General features: G+C 67.3%; 24 protein-coding genes. 9 read left to right on the top strand and 15 right to left on the bottom strand.

Annotated features, from left to right (window positions below; genetic code table 11):
• Position 1: 1 nt before the first annotated feature.
• From hemB to A5622_RS23375, 5 genes are all read right to left on the bottom strand, one after another.
• Positions 2–985, bottom strand: coding sequence for a porphobilinogen synthase (gene hemB / locus A5622_RS23395; RefSeq protein WP_082984722.1), 984 nt, complete (start codon positions 983–985; stop codon positions 2–4).
• 52 nt (positions 986–1,037) lie between these two features.
• On the bottom strand, positions 1,038–2,699 hold the full coding sequence (locus A5622_RS23390) for a uroporphyrinogen-III synthase (RefSeq protein ID WP_066881508.1): 1,662 nt from the start codon (positions 2,697–2,699) through the stop codon (positions 1,038–1,040).
• A 23-nt stretch (positions 2,700–2,722) separates the two neighbouring features.
• Complete coding sequence (gene hemC, locus A5622_RS23385; RefSeq protein ID WP_066881522.1) at positions 2,723–3,670, bottom strand: hydroxymethylbilane synthase; 948 nt, start codon at positions 3,668–3,670, stop codon at positions 2,723–2,725.
• A 13-nt stretch (positions 3,671–3,683) separates the two neighbouring features.
• Positions 3,684–5,054, bottom strand: coding sequence for a glutamyl-tRNA reductase (locus tag A5622_RS23380; protein ID WP_066859629.1), 1,371 nt, complete (start codon positions 5,052–5,054; stop codon positions 3,684–3,686).
• 125 nt (positions 5,055–5,179) lie between these two features.
• On the bottom strand, positions 5,180–5,449 hold the full coding sequence (locus A5622_RS23375) for a glutaredoxin family protein (RefSeq protein WP_066859639.1): 270 nt from the start codon (positions 5,447–5,449) through the stop codon (positions 5,180–5,182).
• Positions 5,450–5,508: 59 nt separating this feature from the next.
• On the opposite strand from A5622_RS23375, the gene A5622_RS23370 reads away from it, so the two are divergent.
• Positions 5,509–5,817: a WXG100 family type VII secretion target gene (locus tag A5622_RS23370; RefSeq protein WP_066881507.1), complete on the top strand. Its 309-nt coding sequence runs from the start codon at positions 5,509–5,511 to the stop codon at positions 5,815–5,817.
• Positions 5,810–6,100 carry a WXG100 family type VII secretion target gene (locus A5622_RS23365; protein WP_066859627.1) on the top strand — a complete coding sequence of 97 codons (291 nt, stop codon included), beginning with the start codon at positions 5,810–5,812 and terminating at the stop codon, positions 6,098–6,100. Before A5622_RS23370 ends, A5622_RS23365 begins: the two co-directional genes overlap by 8 nt.
• On the opposite strand, the gene A5622_RS30335 is transcribed toward A5622_RS23365, so the two are convergent.
• Positions 6,101–6,334 (bottom strand): hypothetical protein, encoded by a 234-nt coding sequence (locus A5622_RS30335; RefSeq protein WP_232003029.1) that lies wholly within the window; start codon positions 6,332–6,334, stop codon positions 6,101–6,103. It lies immediately after the preceding gene.
• A 268-nt stretch (positions 6,335–6,602) separates the two neighbouring features.
• Here A5622_RS30335 and A5622_RS23360 point away from each other — a divergent pair, with 268 nt between their 5' ends.
• The 6 genes from A5622_RS23360 (at position 6,603) to A5622_RS23345 (ending at position 12,328) form a co-directional block, all read left to right on the top strand.
• On the top strand, positions 6,603–8,675 hold the full coding sequence (locus tag A5622_RS23360; protein ID WP_232003028.1) for a glycohydrolase toxin TNT-related protein: 2,073 nt from the start codon (positions 6,603–6,605) through the stop codon (positions 8,673–8,675).
• A gap of 16 nt (positions 8,676–8,691) precedes the next feature.
• Entirely contained in the window at positions 8,692–9,324 is a 633-nt protein-coding gene (locus A5622_RS28635; RefSeq protein ID WP_082994672.1) for a hypothetical protein, read from the top strand.
• A gap of 67 nt (positions 9,325–9,391) precedes the next feature.
• On the top strand, positions 9,392–9,607 hold the full coding sequence (locus A5622_RS28630) for a hypothetical protein (RefSeq protein WP_082994669.1): 216 nt from the start codon (positions 9,392–9,394) through the stop codon (positions 9,605–9,607).
• A 318-nt stretch (positions 9,608–9,925) separates the two neighbouring features.
• Positions 9,926–10,834, top strand: coding sequence for an HAD family phosphatase (locus tag A5622_RS23355; protein ID WP_066881505.1), 909 nt, complete (start codon positions 9,926–9,928; stop codon positions 10,832–10,834).
• Between the two features lie 42 nt (positions 10,835–10,876).
• Positions 10,877–11,398, top strand: a complete 522-nt coding sequence (locus A5622_RS23350) for a MaoC family dehydratase N-terminal domain-containing protein (RefSeq protein WP_066859616.1) — start codon at positions 10,877–10,879, stop codon at positions 11,396–11,398.
• Entirely contained in the window at positions 11,399–12,328 is a 930-nt protein-coding gene (locus A5622_RS23345; protein WP_066859614.1) for a cyclopropane mycolic acid synthase family methyltransferase, read from the top strand.
• Positions 12,329–12,389: 61 nt separating this feature from the next.
• Here A5622_RS23345 and A5622_RS23340 read toward each other — a convergent pair whose 3' ends face one another.
• From A5622_RS23340 to A5622_RS23305, 9 genes are all read right to left on the bottom strand, one after another.
• Positions 12,390–13,478, bottom strand: a complete 1,089-nt coding sequence (locus tag A5622_RS23340; RefSeq protein WP_197499477.1) for a lysophospholipid acyltransferase family protein — start codon at positions 13,476–13,478, stop codon at positions 12,390–12,392.
• Positions 13,460–14,587: an SDR family oxidoreductase gene (locus tag A5622_RS23335; RefSeq protein WP_066859608.1), complete on the bottom strand. Its 1,128-nt coding sequence runs from the start codon at positions 14,585–14,587 to the stop codon at positions 13,460–13,462. The genes A5622_RS23340 and A5622_RS23335 overlap by 19 nt, the downstream gene beginning before the upstream one ends.
• A gap of 51 nt (positions 14,588–14,638) precedes the next feature.
• A complete protein-coding gene (locus tag A5622_RS28625; protein WP_003402602.1) occupies positions 14,639–14,740 on the bottom strand; it encodes a 30S ribosomal protein bS22 in 102 nt (33 codons plus the stop codon).
• 145 nt (positions 14,741–14,885) lie between these two features.
• On the bottom strand, positions 14,886–15,143 hold the full coding sequence (locus tag A5622_RS23330; RefSeq protein WP_040629292.1) for a cell division/environmental response transcriptional regulator: 258 nt from the start codon (positions 15,141–15,143) through the stop codon (positions 14,886–14,888).
• Positions 15,144–15,281: 138 nt separating this feature from the next.
• The gene (gene proC / locus A5622_RS23325; RefSeq protein ID WP_197498066.1) at positions 15,282–16,157 is read right to left on the bottom strand and encodes a pyrroline-5-carboxylate reductase; all 876 of its coding nucleotides are present in this window, start codon (positions 16,155–16,157) and stop codon (positions 15,282–15,284) included.
• Positions 16,158–16,184: 27 nt separating this feature from the next.
• On the bottom strand, positions 16,185–17,027 hold the full coding sequence (locus A5622_RS23320) for a thioesterase family protein (protein ID WP_066881503.1): 843 nt from the start codon (positions 17,025–17,027) through the stop codon (positions 16,185–16,187).
• Positions 17,028–17,051: 24 nt separating this feature from the next.
• Complete coding sequence (locus A5622_RS23315; protein WP_066881501.1) at positions 17,052–17,894, bottom strand: sugar phosphate isomerase/epimerase; 843 nt, start codon at positions 17,892–17,894, stop codon at positions 17,052–17,054.
• 15 nt (positions 17,895–17,909) lie between these two features.
• A complete protein-coding gene (locus tag A5622_RS23310; RefSeq protein ID WP_066881499.1) occupies positions 17,910–18,896 on the bottom strand; it encodes a hypothetical protein in 987 nt (328 codons plus the stop codon).
• Positions 18,893–19,909 carry a Ppx/GppA phosphatase family protein gene (locus A5622_RS23305; protein WP_066859593.1) on the bottom strand — a complete coding sequence of 339 codons (1,017 nt, stop codon included), beginning with the start codon at positions 19,907–19,909 and terminating at the stop codon, positions 18,893–18,895. The genes A5622_RS23310 and A5622_RS23305 overlap by 4 nt, the downstream gene beginning before the upstream one ends.
• Positions 19,910–20,028: 119 nt before the next feature.
• Between A5622_RS23305 and A5622_RS23300 the strand changes: the two genes are divergently transcribed.
• Entirely contained in the window at positions 20,029–20,823 is a 795-nt protein-coding gene (locus A5622_RS23300) for a hypothetical protein (RefSeq protein WP_066881497.1), read from the top strand.
• The last annotated feature ends 7 nt before the right edge of the window (positions 20,824–20,830 follow it).

The following is a 20,830-nucleotide window of genomic DNA, read 5'->3' as shown; positions in this document are numbered from 1 at the left end:
CTCACGAAAGCCACCCTGCCGCATCGGCGGCCCAATAGGTGAGAACGATATCGGCCCCGGCGCGCCGGATGCTGGTCAGCGACTCCAGCGCCGCGGCGCGCTCGTCGATCCAATTGTTCGCGGCGGCAGCGCAGATCATCGCGTACTCCCCCGACACCTGATAGGCGGCGACGGGAACGGGCGAGACATCCGCCGCGGCCGCGACCACGTCGAGATAACTCATCGCCGGTTTGATCATCACGATGTCGGCACCCTCGTCGAGATCGAGCGCGATCTCGCGCAGCGCCTCGCGGGCGTTGCCCGCCTCCTGCTGGTAGGTGCGCCGGTCGCCGGACAGACTCGAGCTGACCGCCTCACGAAACGGGCCGTAGAACACCGAGGCGAATTTGGCGGCGTAGGCCAGGATCGCCACGTCGGTGAAGCCCGCGGCGTCCAACCCGTCGCGGATCGCGCCCACCTGTCCATCCATCATGCCGCTCGGCCCCACCACCTGAGCGCCCGATTCGGCTTGCGCCACAGCGAGTTCCACGTACCGGGCCACGGTGGCGTCGTTATCGACCCGGCCCCGGCCGTCCAGGACGCCGCAGTGGCCGTGGTCGGTGAACTCATCCAAACAGGTGTCGGCCATCAGCACGGTGGCCTCGCCGAGGTCCTTGGCCAGGTCTCGCAGCGCAACGTTGAGGATCCCGTCGGCGTCGGTCCCGGCCGAACCGATCGAATCCTTGTCCTCGTCACGGGGCACGCCGAACAGCATCAACCCGCCCACCCCGGCGGCGACCGCGCTGGCGGCCGCGCTGCGCAACGAATCACGGGTGTGCTGTACCACGCCCGGCATGGACGTGATCGGCCGGGGTTCGTCGATGCCGTCGGCGACGAACATCGGCAGCACCAAATGCCTTGGCTCCAAGGAGGTTTGCGCCACCAGACGGCGCAAAGCCGGGGTGGTGCGAAGCCGACGCGGGCGCTGCCGCGGGTAGGCACTCATGCTCGTTGAGTGGCGACCCGCTGCGCGCGCTCCAGCGCGCTTGCGATCGCCACTAGCGCCTGCGGCTCTTTTTGCGCGGCGGCGGCAGCGCACCCTCGGCGCGCAACCGCGCGGCGTGTTCGGCCAGCGCGTCGACCAGCGGACCAACCGCGGCGGTCTCGGGCTGGACATCCACCCGCAGACCGAATTCGGCTGCGGTCTCTGCGGTTTTGGGACCGATGCAGGCGATGATCGTCCGGGCGTGCGGCTTGCCGGCGATGCCGACCAGGTTGCGCACCGTGGAGCTGGACGTGAAGCACACGGCGTCGAAGCCACCGGTCTTGATCATCTCTCGCGTCTCCGCCGGTGGCGGGGCGGCCCGCACCGTCCGGTAGGCGGTGACATCCTCGATCTCCCAACCACGTTCGCGCAGACCCTCGGCCAGCGTCTCGGTGGCGATGTCCGCACGCGGCAGCAGGACCCGGTTGACCGGGTCGAAAATGCTGTCGTAGGGCGGGAAGTCGTCGAGCAGGCCCAGCGAGGACTGCTCACCGGCCGGCACCAGCTCCGGGCTGATCCCGAACGCGCGCACCCGGTCGGCGGTCGATTCGCCCACACACGCGATCTTCACTCCGGAGAACGCGCGCGCGTCCAGACCGAACTCGCCGAACTTCTCCCACACCGCGCGCACCGCGTTGGTGGAGGTGAACACCACCCACTGGAAGCGGCCGTCGACCAATCCCTTGACGGCCCTCTCCATCTGAGCGGGGCTGCGCGGCGGCTCGACGGCAATGGTCGGCACCTCGATGGGCAGCGCGCCGTAGGACGTCAGGCGTTCGCTCATCTCGCCGGCCTGGTCCTTGGTGCGCGGCACCAGCACGGTCCAGCCGTACAGCGCGCGGCTCTCCCACCAGTTCAGCTTCGCCCGGCTGGCCACCGTCTTGCCGATGGTCACCACCAGCGGTCCGGTCAGCGGACCGGCGGGGTCGGTGCCGCCCAGCACCGCCGAGTCGGTCAGGCCGTGCAGCGTGGTCTCGATCGAACGCTGTTGGCAGGTGGTGCCGTGCGCGGTCACCACGCACGGGGTGTTCTCGGCGAGCTCGTGCTCGATCAGGGTGCGTGCCGCGTCGGCCAGATGCGACGACGTGGCCTGCAGGATCAGCGGACCGGGCGCGGCGGCCAGCGCCTCCCAATCCACTTGTGGGTCGCGCACGTCGGCCACGGTGTGCGAAGAGCCCAGCGGCAGCCCCGCATACGTCGGCACGGCATCGCTGGGGGCCAGCCCGGGCACGATCTCGATGTGCAGGTGGCTGCGCGCGACGGCGTTCACCTCGGTGATGACCGCGTCGACCGTCAGCGGGTCGCCGGCCACCAGGCGCACCACGTCCACGCCCGTGCGGGCCTCGGTGGTCAGCGTCTTGGCCACCTCGGCGGGATCACCCAGGGCCGGGCGGATGTCGGGACCACCGGAGATCACCGCCGGCTGCGTCTTGGTCGGCTCGGATCCGCCGTCGCCGGTGGAGGCGGCCGGCTCCGCCGGAGCCGGGCCGGAAACCGGCGGCAGGTCTTTGCCGATCAGGGCCAGCACCGGCTCGGGCACGTCGGGGTCGGTGAACACCAGGGCGGCGTTCGCCAGCACCGTGGCGGCCCGGGTCGTCAGCAATCCCGGGTCACCCGGGCCGGAGCCCACGTACGTGATGCGGCCGGGTGTCGGCTTACGCCCTCGCGTCGTCATTGTCGCTCCCACGTAACTCGCTTCTAATTTCCTCGCGTCGGGTCTTGCCGCGCGCCGCTCATCAGCTCTCGGGCGCCCAGCTCGAACAGCTCCGCGGCCACCGAGAGCCCAAGCTCTCGTGCCCGACCGGGACTGCCGATACCGGACGCGCGGATCACATCAGACCCGTCCAGCGCCGCCACGCAACCGCGCAGCGACAGCTCTTCGAAGATCCGGCCTTCCTCATCGATGGACTCGACCACTTCGGCGATCGCGCCCACCGGTGCGGAGCAACCGGCCTCCAGTTCGGCCAGCAGGGTTCGCTCCGCAGTGACCGACGCCCTCGTGTCGGCGTCGTCCAGTTCCGCCAGCACCGCCGCTAACCGGCTATCGCCGGCACGGCATTCGACGGCGAGCGCGCCCTGAGCCGGTGCTGGCAACATCTGCACCGGCTCTAGCGTCTCGGTGACATCGTCGAGGCGACCGATCCGGGCCAGTCCCGCCCGGGCTACCACGATCGCGTCGAGATCACCACTGCTTACCCTGTTCAACCTGGTATCTAGGTTGCCTCGTAGGGGGCGGATTTCCAAACCGAGACCCAATGCTCTAAGCTGCGCGGCCCGCCGCGGCGAGGAGGTGCCCACCAGCGAACCGGCCGGCAACTCCGCGAGCACCAGCCCGTCGCGCGCTACCACCGCATCGCGCGGGTCGTTGCGCACCGGTATGGCCGCCAGAGCAAACCTCGGATCCTCGGCGGTGGGCAGGTCCTTGTGGGAGTGCACGGCGGCGTCGACACGGCCCTCTTCCATGGCCTCGCGCAGGGCGGTGGTGAAGACACCGACCCCGAGGTCTTCGATGGGCGCCGACGACCGGTCCCCGGCGGTGGTGATGGTCACCAGCTCCGCCGGGTGTCCCAGCGCGATCAAAGCGTCTCGGACCGTTCCGGCCTGGGTGGTGGCCAACAGGCTGCCCCGCGTGCCTATCCGGATCACGTTCGCCAATCGGCTACTCGGCGGTTTGCTGCGGGGTTCCCGCGTCGAATCCGCTTGCGATGACCGGCAATTCGCCCGCGGCCACGGCATCGACGGCGGTCTGGTCGAGTTCGAAGAGTTCGCGCAGGGCCTCGGCGTAGCTGTCGCCACCGGGCGCGCTGGCGAGCTGTTTGATCCGCACGGTCGGCGCGTGGAGCAGCTTGTCCACCACCCGCCGCACGGTCCGGGCCACCTCTTCGCGCTGGGCGCTCTCGAGCCCGGGCAGCCGGTTGTCGAGGCGCAGCAGCTCCGCTTCGACCACGTCGGCGGCGCGCTGGCGCAACGCCGTGACCGTCGGCGTGACCTCGGCCATCCGCTGGCCGGCGAGATAGGCAGCAACTTCGGTGGCGACGATGTTGCGGGCGGCGTCGACGTCCGCGGCCGCGGCGTGGGCCGAGGGCTCGTGCTGGACGCGGTCCACGTCGACAACCCAGACGCCGGGCAGGCCGGCCACCGCCGGGTCGACGTCGCGCGGCATGCCCAGGTCGCAGATCACCAGCGGGTTCGCCTCTTCGTCGCGGTGCGCGGCGGCCAGCGCGTGGTGCACGTCGGCCAGCGAGACCACCGGGGTCACCGCTCCGGTACAGCTGACGACCACGTCGGCGCCGGCCAGGGTGTCGGCCAGTCGGTCCAACGGCAGGGCGTCGGCCGGCACCCCGGTGTCGCGAATCTTGCGGACCAGGCGCTGGGCCCGGGACAGCGAGCGGTTGAGTACATGGACGTGCCCGATGCCGGCCCGGGACAGGTGCGCCGCGGCCAGGGCGCCCATCGCTCCGGCGCCGACCAGGACCGCCGACTTACCGGACAGCCCGCCCAGCCGGCGTTCGGCCATGTTCAGGGCGACCGACACCACCGAGGCGCCGGCGGCGTCGATGGCGGTTTCGGAGTGCACCCGCTTGCCCACCGACAGGGCCCGCTGGGCCAGCTCGTGCAGGACCCGGCCGACGGTGCGATTGGTCTCGGCGTCGGCATAGGCGCGACGGACCTGGCCGAGCACCTGCTGCTCGCCGATCACCGCGGAATCCAGGCCGCTGGCGACCGCGAACAGGTGCTCGACGGCGGCCTCGCTGTACCGGACGTACGCGTATTTGGTGAGGTCGGCCATCGACATGCCGGACTGTTCCGACAGCACCTGCCCGATCACGGCCAACCCGCCGTGGAACGCGTCGACCACCGCGTAGACCTCGACCCGGTTGCAGGTAGACAGCACCATCGCCTCGGTCACCAGCGGCGACTGCAACACCCGGTCGACGATCTTGCCCTGATCGGCCTCGTCGATGCTGAGTTGTTCCAGGACGGAGACCGGCGCACTGCGGTGCGAAACCCCGAAGAGCAAGACGCTCACGGCAGCATCACCTGGCCAGCTCCCTTGCTTCCTCCAGTAAATGAACTGCTGTCCAAGGTAATCGTTTATCAGCTGGGCTACCAAATAATGGCCCGCCGCCGGCCGACCGGGCGACGGCCGGTCGGTTAGCGGGCGAGATCGGCCCGCAGCCGAGGCTCGTCGATCTCCCAGTAGCTGTGTTCGCGGCCGTCGAGCAGGATCACCGGCAGCCGGTCGCCGAACTCGGCACGCAGCGCGGTGTTGCCCGTAGCGGCGGCCGCGTCGACGTCGGTCATCGACAGCTCGAAGCCCAGCTCGGCGGCCAATTCGACCAACCGGGCGTGCACCCGCTCGCAGATGGCACACCCGTCGCGGGTCAGCAGCTCCACCCGTGGCCGGCCGGTCGCCTCAGTCATGGGCACCAGTGTGGCATCGGTGACTTGTGGGGCCATCTACCAGGCGTTATGTTCCGACAATGGCCGACGAAACGCTGCGAGTCGATCCTGTCGTGATGCAGGGTGCCGCCGCCTCGCTCGGTGGTGCGGCCGAGCAGCTTTCGGCCCAGCTGTCCCAGCTCGACGACCAGGTGGGCCAGCTGCTGGGCGGTTGGCAGGGTGTGGCCGGCAGTGCGTACGGATCCGCGTGGGAGCTGTGGCACAACGGCACCCGCGAGGTTGAGCTCGGGCTGTCGATGCTGGCGCACCTGGTCGGCCAGGCCGGCGGGGCGTATCAGGCCAACGAGGCCGGATCCGCCCAGGCGGAGCGCGGGGTGCGCGGTGGCTGAGGCGTTTCGGGTGGATCCGCAGGCGCTGGCCGATGCGGTGCACCGGATGGCGGCGTTCCAACGCTATGCCGAAGACATGATCGCCGAAATCGATTCGCGCGTAACGCGTTTGCATGCAGTGTGGACGGGCGAAGCCGCCGCGGCGCACGCTGAGGCGCATCAGCACTGGGTTCGCGGCGAGGCGATGATGCGCCAGGCGCTGGCCCAACTGGAGAAGGTGGCCACGACCGCGCACGGCAACTACACCGGCGCAATGTCGACGAATCTCGGTATGTGGTCGTGACTAAATGGCGCCGCTGGCGTGTGACCCGACTGCCCTAGACCGAGCCGGTGCCACGGTCCTGACCACCGGCGTCTCCTTGGGTTCGGTGATCTCGACGTTGACCACGGCGTTGGCCGACACGGCGGGCATGGCCGGTGACGATCCGGTGGGTGTGGCGCTGGGCCGCGCGTACGACGGTGCAGCGGCCAAGGTGATCGAGGCGATGACCGGCACCCGCAATGGGTTGGCCAGCATCGGCGACGGGGTGCGGATGTCGGCGCACAACTATGCGCTGGCCGAGGCGATGTCGGACGTGACGGGCCACGCCGCAACTCTGCCGACGCCGCCGGTGACGGCGCCGCTGACCGCGGCGTCTCATCCGCCATCGGCGGTGGGCGCCGGAAGCAGCGCCCCGGCGGGTTGGAGTTGGGTCGCGCCGTATATCGGAATGATCTGGCCCACGGGCGATTCGGCGAAACTACGCGCCGCCGCCGCGGCATGGACGACCGCGGGTGCCACCTTCATGACGACCGAGTTCGCGGCCGGCGGCGGCACCATGGCCGCCATTGCCGCGCAACAGATTCCGGAAGGCACCGCCATCAACAAGGCGTTGACCGACGCCTCTCGTGCCGCCATCAGCGTTGCGGGCCAATGCCAGACGATCGCGGCGCAGCTCAACAGCTACGCGGCCAAGATCGACAAAGTGCACGCGGCGATCCTGGACCTGTTGTCGCGCATCTGTGATCCGCTGACCGGCATCAAAGAGGTTTGGGACCTTCTCACCGACGAAGACGAAGACGAGATCAAAAGAATCGCCGACGACATCAAAACGGTGGTCGACAACTTTTCCCAGGAAGCCGAAACGCTCGCCGACCAGATCAAGGCCACCATGTCGGCGGCCGCCACCGCCGCGAAGGATATGGCCCACTGGGCCGACAAGGAGTGGAACCACTTTCTGCACGGCACGCCGGTGGGTAGGGCGCTCAACCAGGTGGCCCAGACCCTCAAAGGCGTGGGCGTTGAGGGGTATGACTTCCTCGAGCAGCTTGCAAAATTCAGCCCGAGCCGGCTGCAAAGCGATCCGGTGGGTTACGCCAAAGACGTCTACGGCATGGTCTCCGCGGAATTGCCACTCGTCGGATTGGGGCCCGACGGCGGGCCCGGCGTCGCCGAGTCCTGGAAGGCAGTGGGTAAGGACGTCACCCACTGGGACGAGTGGGGTACGAACCCCGCAGAAGCGCTCGGGAAATCGATCTTCGATGTGGCCACCTTCGCCTTGCCCGGTGGACCGCTCTCCAAGTTGGGAAAGGTCGGTCACGGCGCTGCCGACGCGCTGAGAGGTTTGAAGAAGCCGCCCGAGCTCAAACCGCCGGAGGTCAAGCCGCCGGAGGTCACGCCGCCGGAGGTCAAGCCTCCCCCGCCCGCGCCCAAGCCACCGGAATCGGGCCAGCCGGCACCAGCGCCCCAGGGCAAACCGGGGCCCTCGGGCAAGCCGGCGCCCGGGCCCGCCGACGGTCCGCTGCCGCACAGCCCCACCGAATCCAAGCCGCCACCGGTCGAAAAGCCCCCGGCCGTCGAGCCGCTCAAGCCGACGGCGACGCCGGGCGAGCCCGGCGGTAGGGCCCCGGTGGGGGCGCCGCCAGGAGACACACCGCTACCCCATTCGAAACCGCCCGAACCCGTTCCCGCCCACGCGCCTGCGGCTCCCGGTGAACCTCCGGCTGCGCCGGCTCCGCACGCCGGTCCTCCACCCGGATCCGCACCCGCAGCCCCCGCGGCTCCGCACCTGCCGACGCCGCCTTCAGTCCCGATGGGTGGTGGTCCCCCTGCCGAAATCCCTCCCGGCTTGGGCGATGTGCCGCATGGTGGTGAACCCCCGGCCCATCCCGGAGAGCCGCACGGCGGGGGTCCGCACCCACCCGGTGACGGCAACGGGCCACGTCAACCTGGCGACGCTCATCTGCCCGGTGACGGCGGAGGGCCACATCAACCTGGCGACGGCCGTCTGCCCGGTGACGGCCATCCCGATAGCGACGGCGGAGGGCAACATGACCCCCACCCCGGCGATGACGGTGATACATCCGGTGATCATCCCCACGGCGACGGCGGCCATAACGGCCCACGTAAGGCGAGGGACGTTTTCCCTGACGCAGAAGAATTCGGCGAGCTCTCCGAGGAGCAATACCGCGAACTCTTCGAAGACGAAAACGGGCGACTCAGGTATCCGGATATGGATGATCCCGCTAAACCGTACGCAATTCCGGGCACAGTGCGGGTTTATACGGCTGACGATATTGCGTCGTTGGACGGCCAATGGCTAGACCGCATCGGCAGTGCACGCGGAAGATGGCTCGCTTTTGAAGGGACGCCGTTCGAAGGCCGTTCACTTCCCCACACGAGTCTTGACGAACCGTATAATGCTTACAAAGTTAACGCGTCGGCCGGACTTCCGCCCGGGTGGAAAATAGAATTTTCAAGAGCGGCACCTTGGTTCGGCCAACCGGGCGGTGAACCGCAATTCCTCCTACTGGCACCCAAAGGTGTACGGCCCAGTGTTCAGGCCTTAATCGACAGACATTTCCTTAATCCGCCTTAACAGCATGAGGAGTTATATGACCGACTACCATCTCGACCTCACCCCTTTTCCCGCGTTCCTCCATCGTATCGTTACATCCTGGTACGTGTGGCAGAAGGTTTACCTTCGCGGTCGCAACCGGTTTCCTGGCGAGGCTCAGCGTCAGCCGAAGCTCGGAGAGACCCCCGAGCAAGTCTTTTGGGGCCGCCGTCCACCCGAAATGACCGACCGGAACGAATTAGCACTCCTTGATGACGCCGATGTTTCTTTTTACTTGGTCTGCGAAGACGATGGCTTTTTTATTGACTCCCAGGAACGCGGTTCACGAGAGACATACTGGATGTTCAGGCGTTTCGAAGATGCTGAAAAATATCTCTTGTTTCTGATAAGCCAGACCGCTCGGCCTGGTCGGTATACAGATAGCCCCGCTTACCGCTGGTATCAAGAAGGGTTGAATCCCAGAGTCACCTTGACGAGACCGGACCCGGTGAATTACCCCGGACGAGTTAGCTTGAGAGTGGACCAAGAACCTACAGATCGAGGTTGGATGGGCGAGACTGACGCTCCCGCAGGTTCTCATATCATAGTCCTAAGCTTCGAAGTACTTGATTCCGTTCTTCGCGACGGGATTCCGGCGGACTGGTTCACAAACAAATCCTCAGACAGGTAGGACGATCATCGAGATAATCGAACGCTGACAGCGTTTCCCACCTCATCGATCATGACGGGAGTTCCAGATGAGCAAAAAGATTGCTGGAAAAACCTTTTCGACGCCGGAAGAAGCCGGTGTTACTGCGCCAACAGAGGAAGAATTAGCGCGTGCAAGGCGAGGCTTCGAAGAGTTTCAGGCCAAAGTCGACGCTGTTGCGACAGAAGATCGCAAAACCAACGTTTCGCCGAAATTCTGGGACGACATCTCTGGCACCGAGTACGATCCCAATAAGAAACGTTAAGCTGCTTTCCTATACTCGCGCAATAAATCCAGTAATGGCGGCCAGCGCGTAGCGCAATAGGAGAAGCACGATTGCGCATAGATCCCGGTTATGCATCATCGACTCCGGCAATACGGCCGCGGCGGCTAGCAGAGAAGCGTCTACTATGGCGTCAGATCGAACTGGGCCGTCCAGTCACAAATTCGAAGTGCGTGATGCCGCGAACGCGGTTCCTCAGCCCGCGGACACGTCAACGCCCGCACGCCATCTGCCCGATAGGGTTGGGGATCGGGCACCCGCTGGGTCGCCAGGCACCACAGCGATCTAGGAGGTTTGGCGATGACTTCCTCTGACCCGGTCAACCCGGACCACACCGGTTACGTTGACCCGGAAACGCTGGCCGCGGACGCCAGCGCCGCCCGCGCGATCGAGGGCATGCAGGAAGCCGCCGCCTCCGAGGATCGCCCTCAGCCGCCGATCGACCTGACCGCGGCCGCCTTCTTCGACGTGGACAACACGCTCGTGCAGGGCTCGTCGGCCGTGCACTTCGGGCGCGGGCTGGCCACGCGGAACTACTTCACCTACCGCGACGTCGTCGGATTCATCTACGCGCAGGCCAAGTTTCAGATCCTCGGCACGGAGAATAGCAACGATGTGGCCGCCGGCCGACGCAAGGCGCTCGCCTTCATCGAGGGCCGATCGGTCGAACAACTGGTCACCCTGGGCGAGGAGATCTACGACGAGATCATCGCCGACAAGATCTGGCCCGGCACCCGCGAGCTCACCCAGATGCACCTGGACGCCGGCCAGCAGGTGTGGCTGATCACCGCGACGCCCTACGAGCTCGCCGCGACCATCGCGCGACGGCTCGGCCTGACCGGCGCGCTGGGCACGGTCGCGGAATCGGTCGACGGCGTCTTCACCGGCAGGCTGGTCGGCGACATCCTGCACGGCACCGGCAAGGCGCACGCGGTGCGGTCGCTGGCAATTCGCGAGGGGCTCAACCTGAAACGCTGCACGGCGTACTCGGACAGCTACAACGACGTGCCCATGCTGTCGCTGGTGGGCACGGCCGTCGCCATCAATCCCGACGCCCGACTGCGTGCCCTGGCCCGGGAGCGCGGCTGGGAGATCCGCGACTTCCGCACCGCCCGTAAGGCGGCCCGGATCGGGGTGCCCTCGGCGTTGGCGCTGGGCGCAGCCGGTGGTGCGCTGGCCGCGCTGGCCTCTCGGCGGCAATCACGCTGATAGGCTGCGCCGCGCAGACACAATTACGGAGGGCATTGCGCCATGACGACCCCCAAGGAAGCCGAAGGACTGATCGGCAGCCATTACCGCGCGCCGGACTACTTCGAGGTCGGCCGGGAGAAGATCCGTGAGTTCGCCCTGGCGATCAAGGATGACCACCCCGCGCACTTCGATGAGAGTGAATCCGCGAACGCTGGGTACCCGGACATGGTGGCGCCGCTGACGTTCCTCGCGATCGCCGGGCGCCGCGTGCAGCTGGAGATCTTCACCAAGTTCAGCATTCCGATCAACATCGCCCGGGTCATTCACCGCGACCAGAAGTTCAAGTTCCACCGGCCGATCCTGGCTCACGATAGGCTGTACTTCGACACTTACCTCGACTCGGTGATTGAGTCCCACGGCACCGTGCTTGCGGAGATCCGGAGCGAAGTGACCGACGCCGATGGTAAACCGATCGTCACGAGTGTCGTCACGATGTTGGGAGAGTCCTCAAACCAGGAGGACGTTGAAGCTACCGCCGCGGCAGTGGCATCCATATCCGCAGGAAAGTTAGGGGCGTTGTAAATGACTGCTCAGGGGGAAACGGGAAGCACGCAACTCAAACCGCCGGTCGAAGCGGTCCGATCCCACTACGACAAGTCAAACGAATTCTTCAAGCTGTGGCTGGACCCGTCGATGACCTACAGCTGTGGCTACTTCGACGAGAATCCTGACCCGCAGAATCTGACCAAGACGCTGGAAGAGGCGCAGTACGCCAAGCGCAAGCTGGCCTTGGACAAGCTCAACCTCGAGCCCGGCATGACGCTGCTGGACATCGGCAGCGGCTGGGGTTCGACGATGCGGCACGCGGTGGCCGAGTACGACGTCAACGTCATCGGACTGACGCTGAGCGAGAACCAGTACGCCCACTGTGTGGCCGAGTTCGACAAGATGGACAGCCCCCGCCGCAAAGAGGTCCGGATCCAGGGCTGGGAGGAGTTCCCGGGTGACGTGCCGATCGACCGCATCGTGTCGCTGGGGGCGTTCGAGCACTTCGCCGACGGCGCGGGTGACGCCGGGTACGAGCGCTACGCCACCTTCTTCAAGAAGTACTACGACCTGCTGCCCGACGACGGCCGGATGCTGCTGCACAGCATCGTGGTGCCAAACGCCGAGGAGGGCAAGAAGTTGGGGTTGCAGGTGAACATGACCCTGCTGCGATTCATCAGTTTCATCCTCAAGGAGATCTACCCGGGCGGGAAGCTGCCCCAGGTCGACCTGGTCGACAAGTACTCGACGGACGCGGGTTTCAAGATCGAGCGCCATCACTTCATCGGCAAGAACTACGTTCCGACGCTGACGGCCTGGGCGGACGCCCTCGAGGCGCACAAGGAGGAGGCGATCGCCCTGAAGGGGCAGGAGACCTACGACATCTACTTGAAGTACTTGCGCGGCTGCTCGGACCTGTTCCGGGACGGCTACACCAACGTCTGCCAGTTCACCCTGGTCAAGTAGCCGGCTTCTCAAAGGTCAACGCCATCGCGGATTTCCGCGGTGGCGTTTCCTTTTGCGCGGCTCAGCCGAAGAAGATGTTGCGACGCCCGGCGAGCAGCCGGTACAGCGTCTGCTGGATGGTCTCGCGCACCTGGTCGGTCAGCTCGAAGGTGACCATCGGGTCGTCGGCGTCGGAGGCGGCGTAGTCGTCGGTGTAGATCGGTTCACCGAACGTGATGTGCCATTTCGACGGCAGCGGCACCAGGCCGACCGGCCCGGCCAACGGGAACAGCGGGGTGATCGGGAAATATGGCAGCCCGAAAAGTCGTGCCAGCAGCTTGACGTCGGTGAGCATCGGGTAGATCTCCTCGGACCCGATGATCGAGCAGGGGATGATCGGCGCCTTGGTCCGCAGCGCCGCCGTGACGAACCCGCCGCGGCCGAACCGCTGCAGCCGGTAGCGGTCCTCGAAGCGCTTGCCCAGCCCCTTGTAGCCCTCCGGGAAGACGGCGGTCAGCTCGCCGGCGGCGAGCAGCCGGTGCGCGTCCGTCGTGCAAGCCATGGTGTGGCCGGCCTTGCGGGCCGCCTCGCCCACGATGGGCAGGTCGAACACCATGTCGGCGGCAAGCAGGCGCAGCTCGCGGTGCGCCGGGTGCTCGTCATGCACGGCCACGGACAGCATCAACCCGTCGAACGGCAGCACGCCGGCGTGGTTGGCGACCACCAGCGCGGCGCCGTCGGCCGGCAGGTTCTCGATGCCGCTCACCTCGACCCGGAACCAGTTCCGGAAGAACAGCCGCAACACCGGCAGCACGATCGCGCTGTTGAAGTGCGGATCGAAGCCGAACTCGTCGACGCTGTAGTCCCCGGTGATTCGTTGACGCAGGAATCCGGCAACGGCGGCGACGCGCTGCGCCAAATCATTCAGCGGGGCGTCGGCGGACGAGGCGCCGGCGGCGCGGCGGTGTTCGTCGATTTCGCGAACCACCGCGGCGATCTGCTCGGCCGACGCGCGGCCATTAGGATCCGAAAGTAACGAAGGGTGTTGGCGAGTTGACTCGGCTCGTTGATCGGCTCTCCGACGCGCCGCTACCCGAGCCCGATTAGTGTGCAGTGGAATGACATTCGCTCTGGTTTCACCCGCCACGATACCTACCTGACCCCACCCCACGGAATTGGATTTCGGCTACCCCAGCGCTGGGCCAGGGATATGGCGCGACCTTCCCAGGAGCGTACCCGATGCGGGTCGATAATGGGAGTCAGGCTTCGGCCGCGAACGTAGTCGTCAAAGGCTTCTGCCGTCGTCCATTTCGGCTGGAAGCCGAGTTCTGAGCGCATTCGGCTGGTATCCATGACGCGGCCATAACTCAAGTAATCAAATTGGTCGCGACTGATCTCGTTGTAATGATTTGCGCGCCGCAAGGAATCCAATACCCAAACGCCGAATCCCGGTACTGGCAAAGGAATCCGGCCGGCACGCCGGATCGCCTGCGACAGCATGATGATTCCGTCGGCGCCGATGTTGAACGTTCCCGCCTTGCCGGCCATCGCCGCACGCTCCAGCGCACCCAGCGCGTCCTGCTCGTGCAGCAGCTGCAATCGCGCGTCGCGGCCGAACATCGTTGGCACCAAAGGCCCGGCCAGATAACGCGACAGCGTCGTGTCCATCGCCGGGCCGATCATGTTGGCCAACCGCAGGATCGTCACCGCGATATCGGGCCGGCGCCGTCCCAATCCGCGCGCGTAGGCCTCGATGTCGAGGCTGTCCTTGGCGAAACCGTCACGGAAAGGCCGGCGGCTGGTGCTGTCCTCGGTGAACATCACCGGATCGTGCGCGCTCGACCCGTACACCTCGGACGTCGACTTGAGCACCACCCGGCGCACCGAGGGCGCCTTCTGGCAGGCCGCGAACAGCTGCATGGCGCCCATCACGTTGATCTCTTTCAACGCCGCCGTGCCGCCGGATCGCGGCGCGTAGGACGCCGCCGCCGCGTGCACCACCGTGTCGACGTCGCCGTTACGAATCACCTTGGCTATGAAGGGATTTCGAATGTCGGCGCGGACGAACTCGGCGCGCCCCATCCGGCGCAGCATGTCCTTGCTCGGGGCTATCGCGTCCACCGCGATGACCCCTTTGATCATCGGGTTCTGCGCGAGCCGGGCCGTCAGGTAGCCACCCAGGAACCGGCAGGCACCTGTGACCAGCACGATTTTGGGGTAATGCACCGTGTTGCCGGCGGTGTCGCCCGGCCCGGTGTTCTCCCCGTTCGACGGATCCACCCGAACAGCCTAGCGGCCGGGCGAGATGGCGGCACTATGCCGCGGACGGGGTTACTTGCCGAGTTTTCTGCGCTGCACCCGGGTGCGACGCAGCAGCTTGCGGTGCTTCTTCTTCGACATACGCTTGCGCCGCTTCTTGATTACTGAACCCATGAACTCCGCTATCTGACCGTGACCTGCTTCAAAGATTGGACCCGGACACTTTACCCGGCGGAACGCACCGAACACCAAACCGGTGTCGGCCGATCGCCGCGCCACGGCGGAGCCTGAATGCCGCCCGCGAGCGGCACGTTTCAGGTCAGCCGGCGTCGAAGTAGGACGTCTCGAGCATGTCGTGGACGGCCTTGGCGTGCACCCGGAAAGACCGGCCTACCCGGACCGCAGGCAGCTCGCCGTTATGCACCAACCGGTACACCGTCATCTTGGAGACCCGCATCAACGCCGCCACCTCGGCGACGGTGAGGAACTGCGTCCTGCCCTGCTGGCTGTCAACGGAACTGGCGTCCCGTGGCTTACCTGCAGCATCTCGCGCTGATGGCCCGTTACTAGACGTCATCGCAACCCAATCGTGTCAGGCACGCGCATGCCAGCGGCTTCCCCTCCGCTGGCACCAACACGTGCTTACATGAGGAGAATAGCGGGACTAATGGGGTTACTGGTACTGGTGGGGGACAATCAGTTCAAAAAACTTGGATTACTCTGATGTAATTCTTAGCTGCTCAGAGCGCATTTTTGCGGCCTGAACGGCCGCGTCGACCGCCGCTCGCAGGCCCCCTCGTTCCAGCTCACGCAGGGCGGCCGCGGTGGTGCCGCCGGGCGACGTGACCGTCGCCCGCAGCTGCGTTGCGGTGGCGTCCACCCGCAGCCCCGGCGCCTCGGCCTCGCCCAGCCGCCGATCGGCGTCCATGCGTTCCAGCAGCATCGCGGCCGAGCCGGCCATGGTCTGGGCGGTCAGATCGGCAGCCACTTCGCGGCTCAGACCCGCCGCGACGCCGGCGTCGACCAGGGCCTCGACCAGCAGGAAGAAATACGCCGGGCCGGACCCCGACAGCGCGGTGACGGCGTCCATCTGGCCCTCCGGAACGCTCAGCACCCCGCCGACCGAGTCGAACAGGGCCGAGACGCCCTCGAGTTGTGGCGCGGTGACGAACCTCCCCTTGGCCAGGGCCGTGACCCCGGCGCCGACCAGGGCCGCCGCGTTGGGCATGGCCCGCACCACCGGCGTCCCGGCGGGAAGCTTCGACTCGAAATAGGTGATGGTGATCCCCGCCGCGACGGTGACGAACACCTGCTCGGCGGTGTCGCTTTCGGCGGCGCCGGCCGCGCGGGCGATCTCGGCCATCACCGACTCGACGTCGGCGGGCTTGACCGCGACCACGACGAATGACGCGTTCTCGACCGCGTCGGGCACCGAGCTGATCAGCACCGAATACGTGTCCGCCAGGTACTTGGCCCGCTCCGGAACCCGCTCGACCACCACCAGGTCCTTGACCTGCCGACCCGCCCGCAGCAGACCCGACAGCAGTGCCTCCCCGATGCTGCCGCCACCGATGATCGCGATTCTTGCCATGCCGGACAGCATCGCAGACCCCGCGCACTAGCGAGCGGCAGGGACCAATGCCAGCTGGCGGGCCTGCACCACCAGGCGGCCCAGGCTGTCGACGACGGTGTGGTCCTCGTCGAACCAGTCGTGCCCGATCTCGGTGCAGGTCGCGATGATGCGCAGCCAGCCGTCGGCCGGCAGGCCGCGCAGAAACGCCGTCAGCTGGATCGTGGGCGCCCAGCCGGTGCGGTCCACCGCGAACGTCACCGGCGCCGACAGATCACCGCACATGAGCGCAAACAGCGCGTCCGGGGCCACCCCGCGGGGGCGCGCCCACATCTGGATCACCGGCGGACGCCCGTCGGTGCGGGGCTGCATGGTCGACAGCACCGGCCGCACGTCGCACCCCTCCCCCAGGTGCACGAGGCCGGCCAGCGGATGCCCGGGGCCGATCGGCTCGATGTCGTCCGGCGGTTCGGGCGCCATCAGGTCGGCCACCGGGTGGGCCGACAGCAGCGGCCTGGCCGCACCGTCGACCGGATAATGCTCGGGCTCGCCGAGGTTGACCACGGCGTGCACCGCGGTGCGGTCGCCCTGGTTCAGCTCGACGTCGACGACGCTGATCCGCCGGCCCCGCTTGCGTACCGACGTCACCAACTGCACCTGCCCGGGATCCGGCGCCCACAGATAGCTCGCCGACACCGCGACCGGCTGCTGAGCCGGTTCGACGCCGGCCGACTGGCCGCCGCAGGCGGTGCGGGCGGCGTTGGCGCACAGCGCCAGCATCGCGCCGCCGTGCACCTTGGGGCCGATGGTCCAGCGCTTGTCGAGTTCGCCCTCGAAGACGCCGGAACCGACCTCCCGCAACGTCATCGCGGTGGTGAATAGCGCACTCATGGTGTCTGGGTTCTCCTGGCTTGGTCAGCGCAGCAGGTGCGTGCGGGCAAACTGCAGCGATTCGGCGAGCATGGCCTCGCGCTCGTTGGCGGACCGCGCGCTGGACGTCGACACTTCCAGGATGACGTGTCCGGCGAATTGGCTGCCGGCCAGCATCTGGCACACCTCGGCGGTGGGTTGGGTGCCGCGCCCGGGGACCAGGTGCTCGTCGGCGGGCAGGCCGTTGCCGTCGCACAGGTGCAGGTGGACCAGGCCGCTACCCATCCGCTGGGCCATGTCCAGCGAGTCGGTGCCCGCGGTCGCGGTGTGGGACAGATCCAGCGTGTAGTGCGCGTGGTTGCCGTCGAGCGGGTCGTAGGAGGGCGAGAACGCCGAAATCGCCGGGCCGGGGCCGCCGCCGCGTTTGCGCATCCGTTCCAGCGACTGGCCGGCCCCGAAGAACCGGTCCGCCCGGAACGGGAACATGTTCTCCACCGCGACCAGCACGTCGCTGGATGCTTCCAGCGACGCCACCTGCTCGGAGAAACCCTCGGCATAGCGCCGCTGCCAGCGAAACGGCGGGTGCACGACCACGGTCTGCGCACCCAGTTGTTCGGCGGCGCGCACGCTGCGATCCAGTTTGGGCACCGGGTTGGCGCCCCACACCCGCTGCGAGATCAGCAGGCACGGCGCGTGCACGGACAGCACCGGGACGCGGTAGCGCCGCGACAGCTTCTCGACGGCGGCGACGTCCTGGCTGACCGACTCGGCCCACACCATCAGCTCGACGCCGTCGTAGCCGAGCCGGGCCGCGTATTCGAAGGCGGCCTCGGCCCGCAACGGGTACACCGAAGCCGTGGAAAGGCCGACTTTGATGGCTGGGCGCACTGTTTACGGTTGCCGCTAACCCGATTGCAACGACAGCGCCAAGGGTCCCAGGGTGATCAGCGCACCCACCGCGACCGCGATCAACGTGCTGGCGATGTCCTCGGTCTTGCGCACCACCCGCACCCCGGCCACCAAGCCCAGGATGACCAGCACCGATAGCACCAGCGCGACCAGGCTGTTCCACCGCCACAGCTGATCGAAGGCCACGAACAACCCGCCGCCGAACGCCACGGCGAGCATCGACTGCAGCACGACCACGCCGCCGCGCCACAGCGTGTCGAATCTGCCGTGCTCCGGGTGGGCAGCCAGGTCCGCGTCCGCGTGCCCGTCGTCATCGAGGTGCTCCTCGCCCAGCACCCCGGCGCCCACTGATCCCTCGGCGTCCTCGTCCAGCTCGGCATCTCCGGACCGCAAGAACGAGCGCACGTACGCGGAGTCCTCCAGCGCCGGCTCGGCCTCGCGCACTTCGGAGTCCATGACGTCCACCGGGACGTCGGCGTAGTGGTCCATGGGGTCCGGGCTCATGCCCTCGGCCCCGGAGGCCTGCCCCGGCTGCCCGGTGCCATTAACGGACGAGCGGGACGAGCCGGGTCGGCCGGCGTCGGGCAACGGCCGTGGATATTCGCTGCGCTCGGGTCCCGGCGCCCGCTTGGGCTGCGGCGGTGACTTGGGCCAGCGTGGCTCGGGCTCCGACCAGTAAGGGGTTTTGGGTTCGTCTTCGGTCACCGGCTCGGCGACGACGTCCTGGGTAGCGGGTTCGGCCGGAGCCGGCTCGGCAACCTCGATCGAGTCGGTGGCGCCGTGGTCGGCTTCTTCGTCATCTCGCACCACCGGAATTTCGCCGGTCAGTTCTGCGACGGTCACTGAGTCGCTGTCGCCGCGCCGGCGGCGGCGCCGCCGGGTGACCGCCGGGGCACCGATGGTTCCGTTTCTGGCCAGCAATTCGGCCACCGAGATCGGCCGAGTGCCCGGGTTCTCGGTTTCGGAGTGCGGTCCGGTCATGGTTTGTCGCCTCTCGATCGGTGCTGATTCCGATCAACTACCTGACCTCCAGCATTACGCACCGAAGGCTCCATGAGGGCCGATCCGTCGGCTTCGCTGTCGAGTTTGCGCAAGATGAGACCTTCCCGTAATGCCCACGGGCAAATATCCACCGATTCGATCGACAGCGCTCGCATGCTTGCCTCCGCCACCAGCGCGCCCGCAACGATCTGCGGTGCCCGCTCGGCGCTCACTCCTTCCAGTTCCGCCCGGTCAGCGGTCGTCATCCTAGAGATGAAAGATATGAGTTGCCTGAGGCCGTTTGCTGTGAGCGTCCTCTTGACCCGCGGTCCGGCGCCCGAGGGCGCCGCGCCGGTGAGTCGTGCCAGCGACCGAAAGGTCTTCGATGTCGCCACCGTCAGGTCGGGACTACCCGCCTCGAGGATGTTCACGCTGGCCTCGGCGAGCTCGGCATCGAGCCAGTCCCGCAGCATCGCCACCCGGCGCCGGCCGGGCGGGTCGTCGGGCAGCCACTCGCGGGTCAGCCGCCCGGCGCCCAGCGGCAGCGACAAGGCGACCTCGGGCTCCTCGTCCACGCCGCTGGACATCTCCAGCGAGCCGCCGCCGATGTCGAGGTTGATGATGCGGCCCGCGCTCCACCCGTACCACCGGCGCACCGCCAGGAAGGTCAGCCGCGACTCGTCCACGCCGGTCAGCACCCGCAGTTCCACGCCGGTCTCCTTGCGCACCCGGCTCAGCACGTCGTCGGAGTTGCCGGCGTCGCGGACCGCGGACGTGGCGAAGGCCATCAGCTCCGCGCAGCCCGAACTGTCGGCGATCTTGGCGAACTCGTCGATCGTCGAGATCAGCTTCTCGGCACCGCGTTTGGTGATCTTGCCGGCGCTGTCGGTCGCCTCGGCCAGGCGCAGCGTGGCTTTCGTCGAACTCATCGGCGTCGGGTGACCGCCCCGGTGGGCATCGACCACCAGCAGATGCACCGTGTTGCTGCCCACGTCGAGAACGCCCAATCGCACGTAAACAAACTAACGAAGCCGCAGCAGCGGTGCTTTGCGCGACCCGGCTAACCCGCCGTGATCACGGCCATACAGGGCCCGAGTGTCAGCGACTCGGATGGCCCGAATCGTGGTCTAACGTGGACTGCGTGGCGAATTCGCACCCCGCACCCGGACAAGAGGTCGAGCTGGATTTCGCCCGCGAATGGGTGGAGTTCTACGACCCCGACAAACCCGAACACCTGATCGCAGCGGACCTGACCTGGCTGCTCTCCCGGTGGACGTGTGTGTTCGGCACTCCGGCCTGCCGCGGCACGGTGGAGGGCCGCCCGGACGACGGGTGCTGCTCGCACGGGGCGTTCCTGTCCGACGACGACGACCGCGCCCGCCTGGACGACGCGGTGCAGAAGTTGACCGACGCCGACTGGCAGTTCCGCGAAAAAGGCTTGGGCCGCAAGGGTTATCTGGAGCTCGACGAGCACGACGGCCAACCGCAGTACCGCACCCGCAAGCACAAAGACGCCTGCATCTTCTTGAACCGGCCGGGTTTTCCGGGCGGCGTCGGCTGCGCGCTGCACAGCAAGGCTCTCAAGCTGGGGGTGCCGCCGCTGACCATGAAGCCCGACGTCTGCTGGCAGCTGCCGATCCGTCGCAGCCAGGAGTGGGTGACCCGGCCGGACGGCACCGAGATCCTCAAGACGTGGGTCACCGAATACGACCGCCGCGGTTGGGGTTCCGGTGGCGCCGACCTGCACTGGTACTGCACCGGCGACCCGGCCGCCCACGTCGGCGCCAAGCAGGTGTGGGAAAGCCTGGCCGACGAGCTCACCGAGCTGCTGGGCGCCAAGGCCTACTCGGAGCTGGCGGCAATGTGCAAGCGGCGCAGCAAGTTAGGGCTCATTGCGGTGCACCCGGCCACTCGCATCGCCGAGTAGCTGCACC

The sequence above is a fragment of the Mycobacterium sp. 1245801.1 genome (genome assembly GCF_001673055.1).
Taxonomy (GTDB): Bacteria; Actinomycetota; Actinomycetes; order Mycobacteriales; family Mycobacteriaceae; genus Mycobacterium; species Mycobacterium europaeum_A.
The sequence above is the reverse complement of the archived record's forward strand: the minus strand, read 5'-3'. Positions and strand labels throughout refer to the sequence as shown.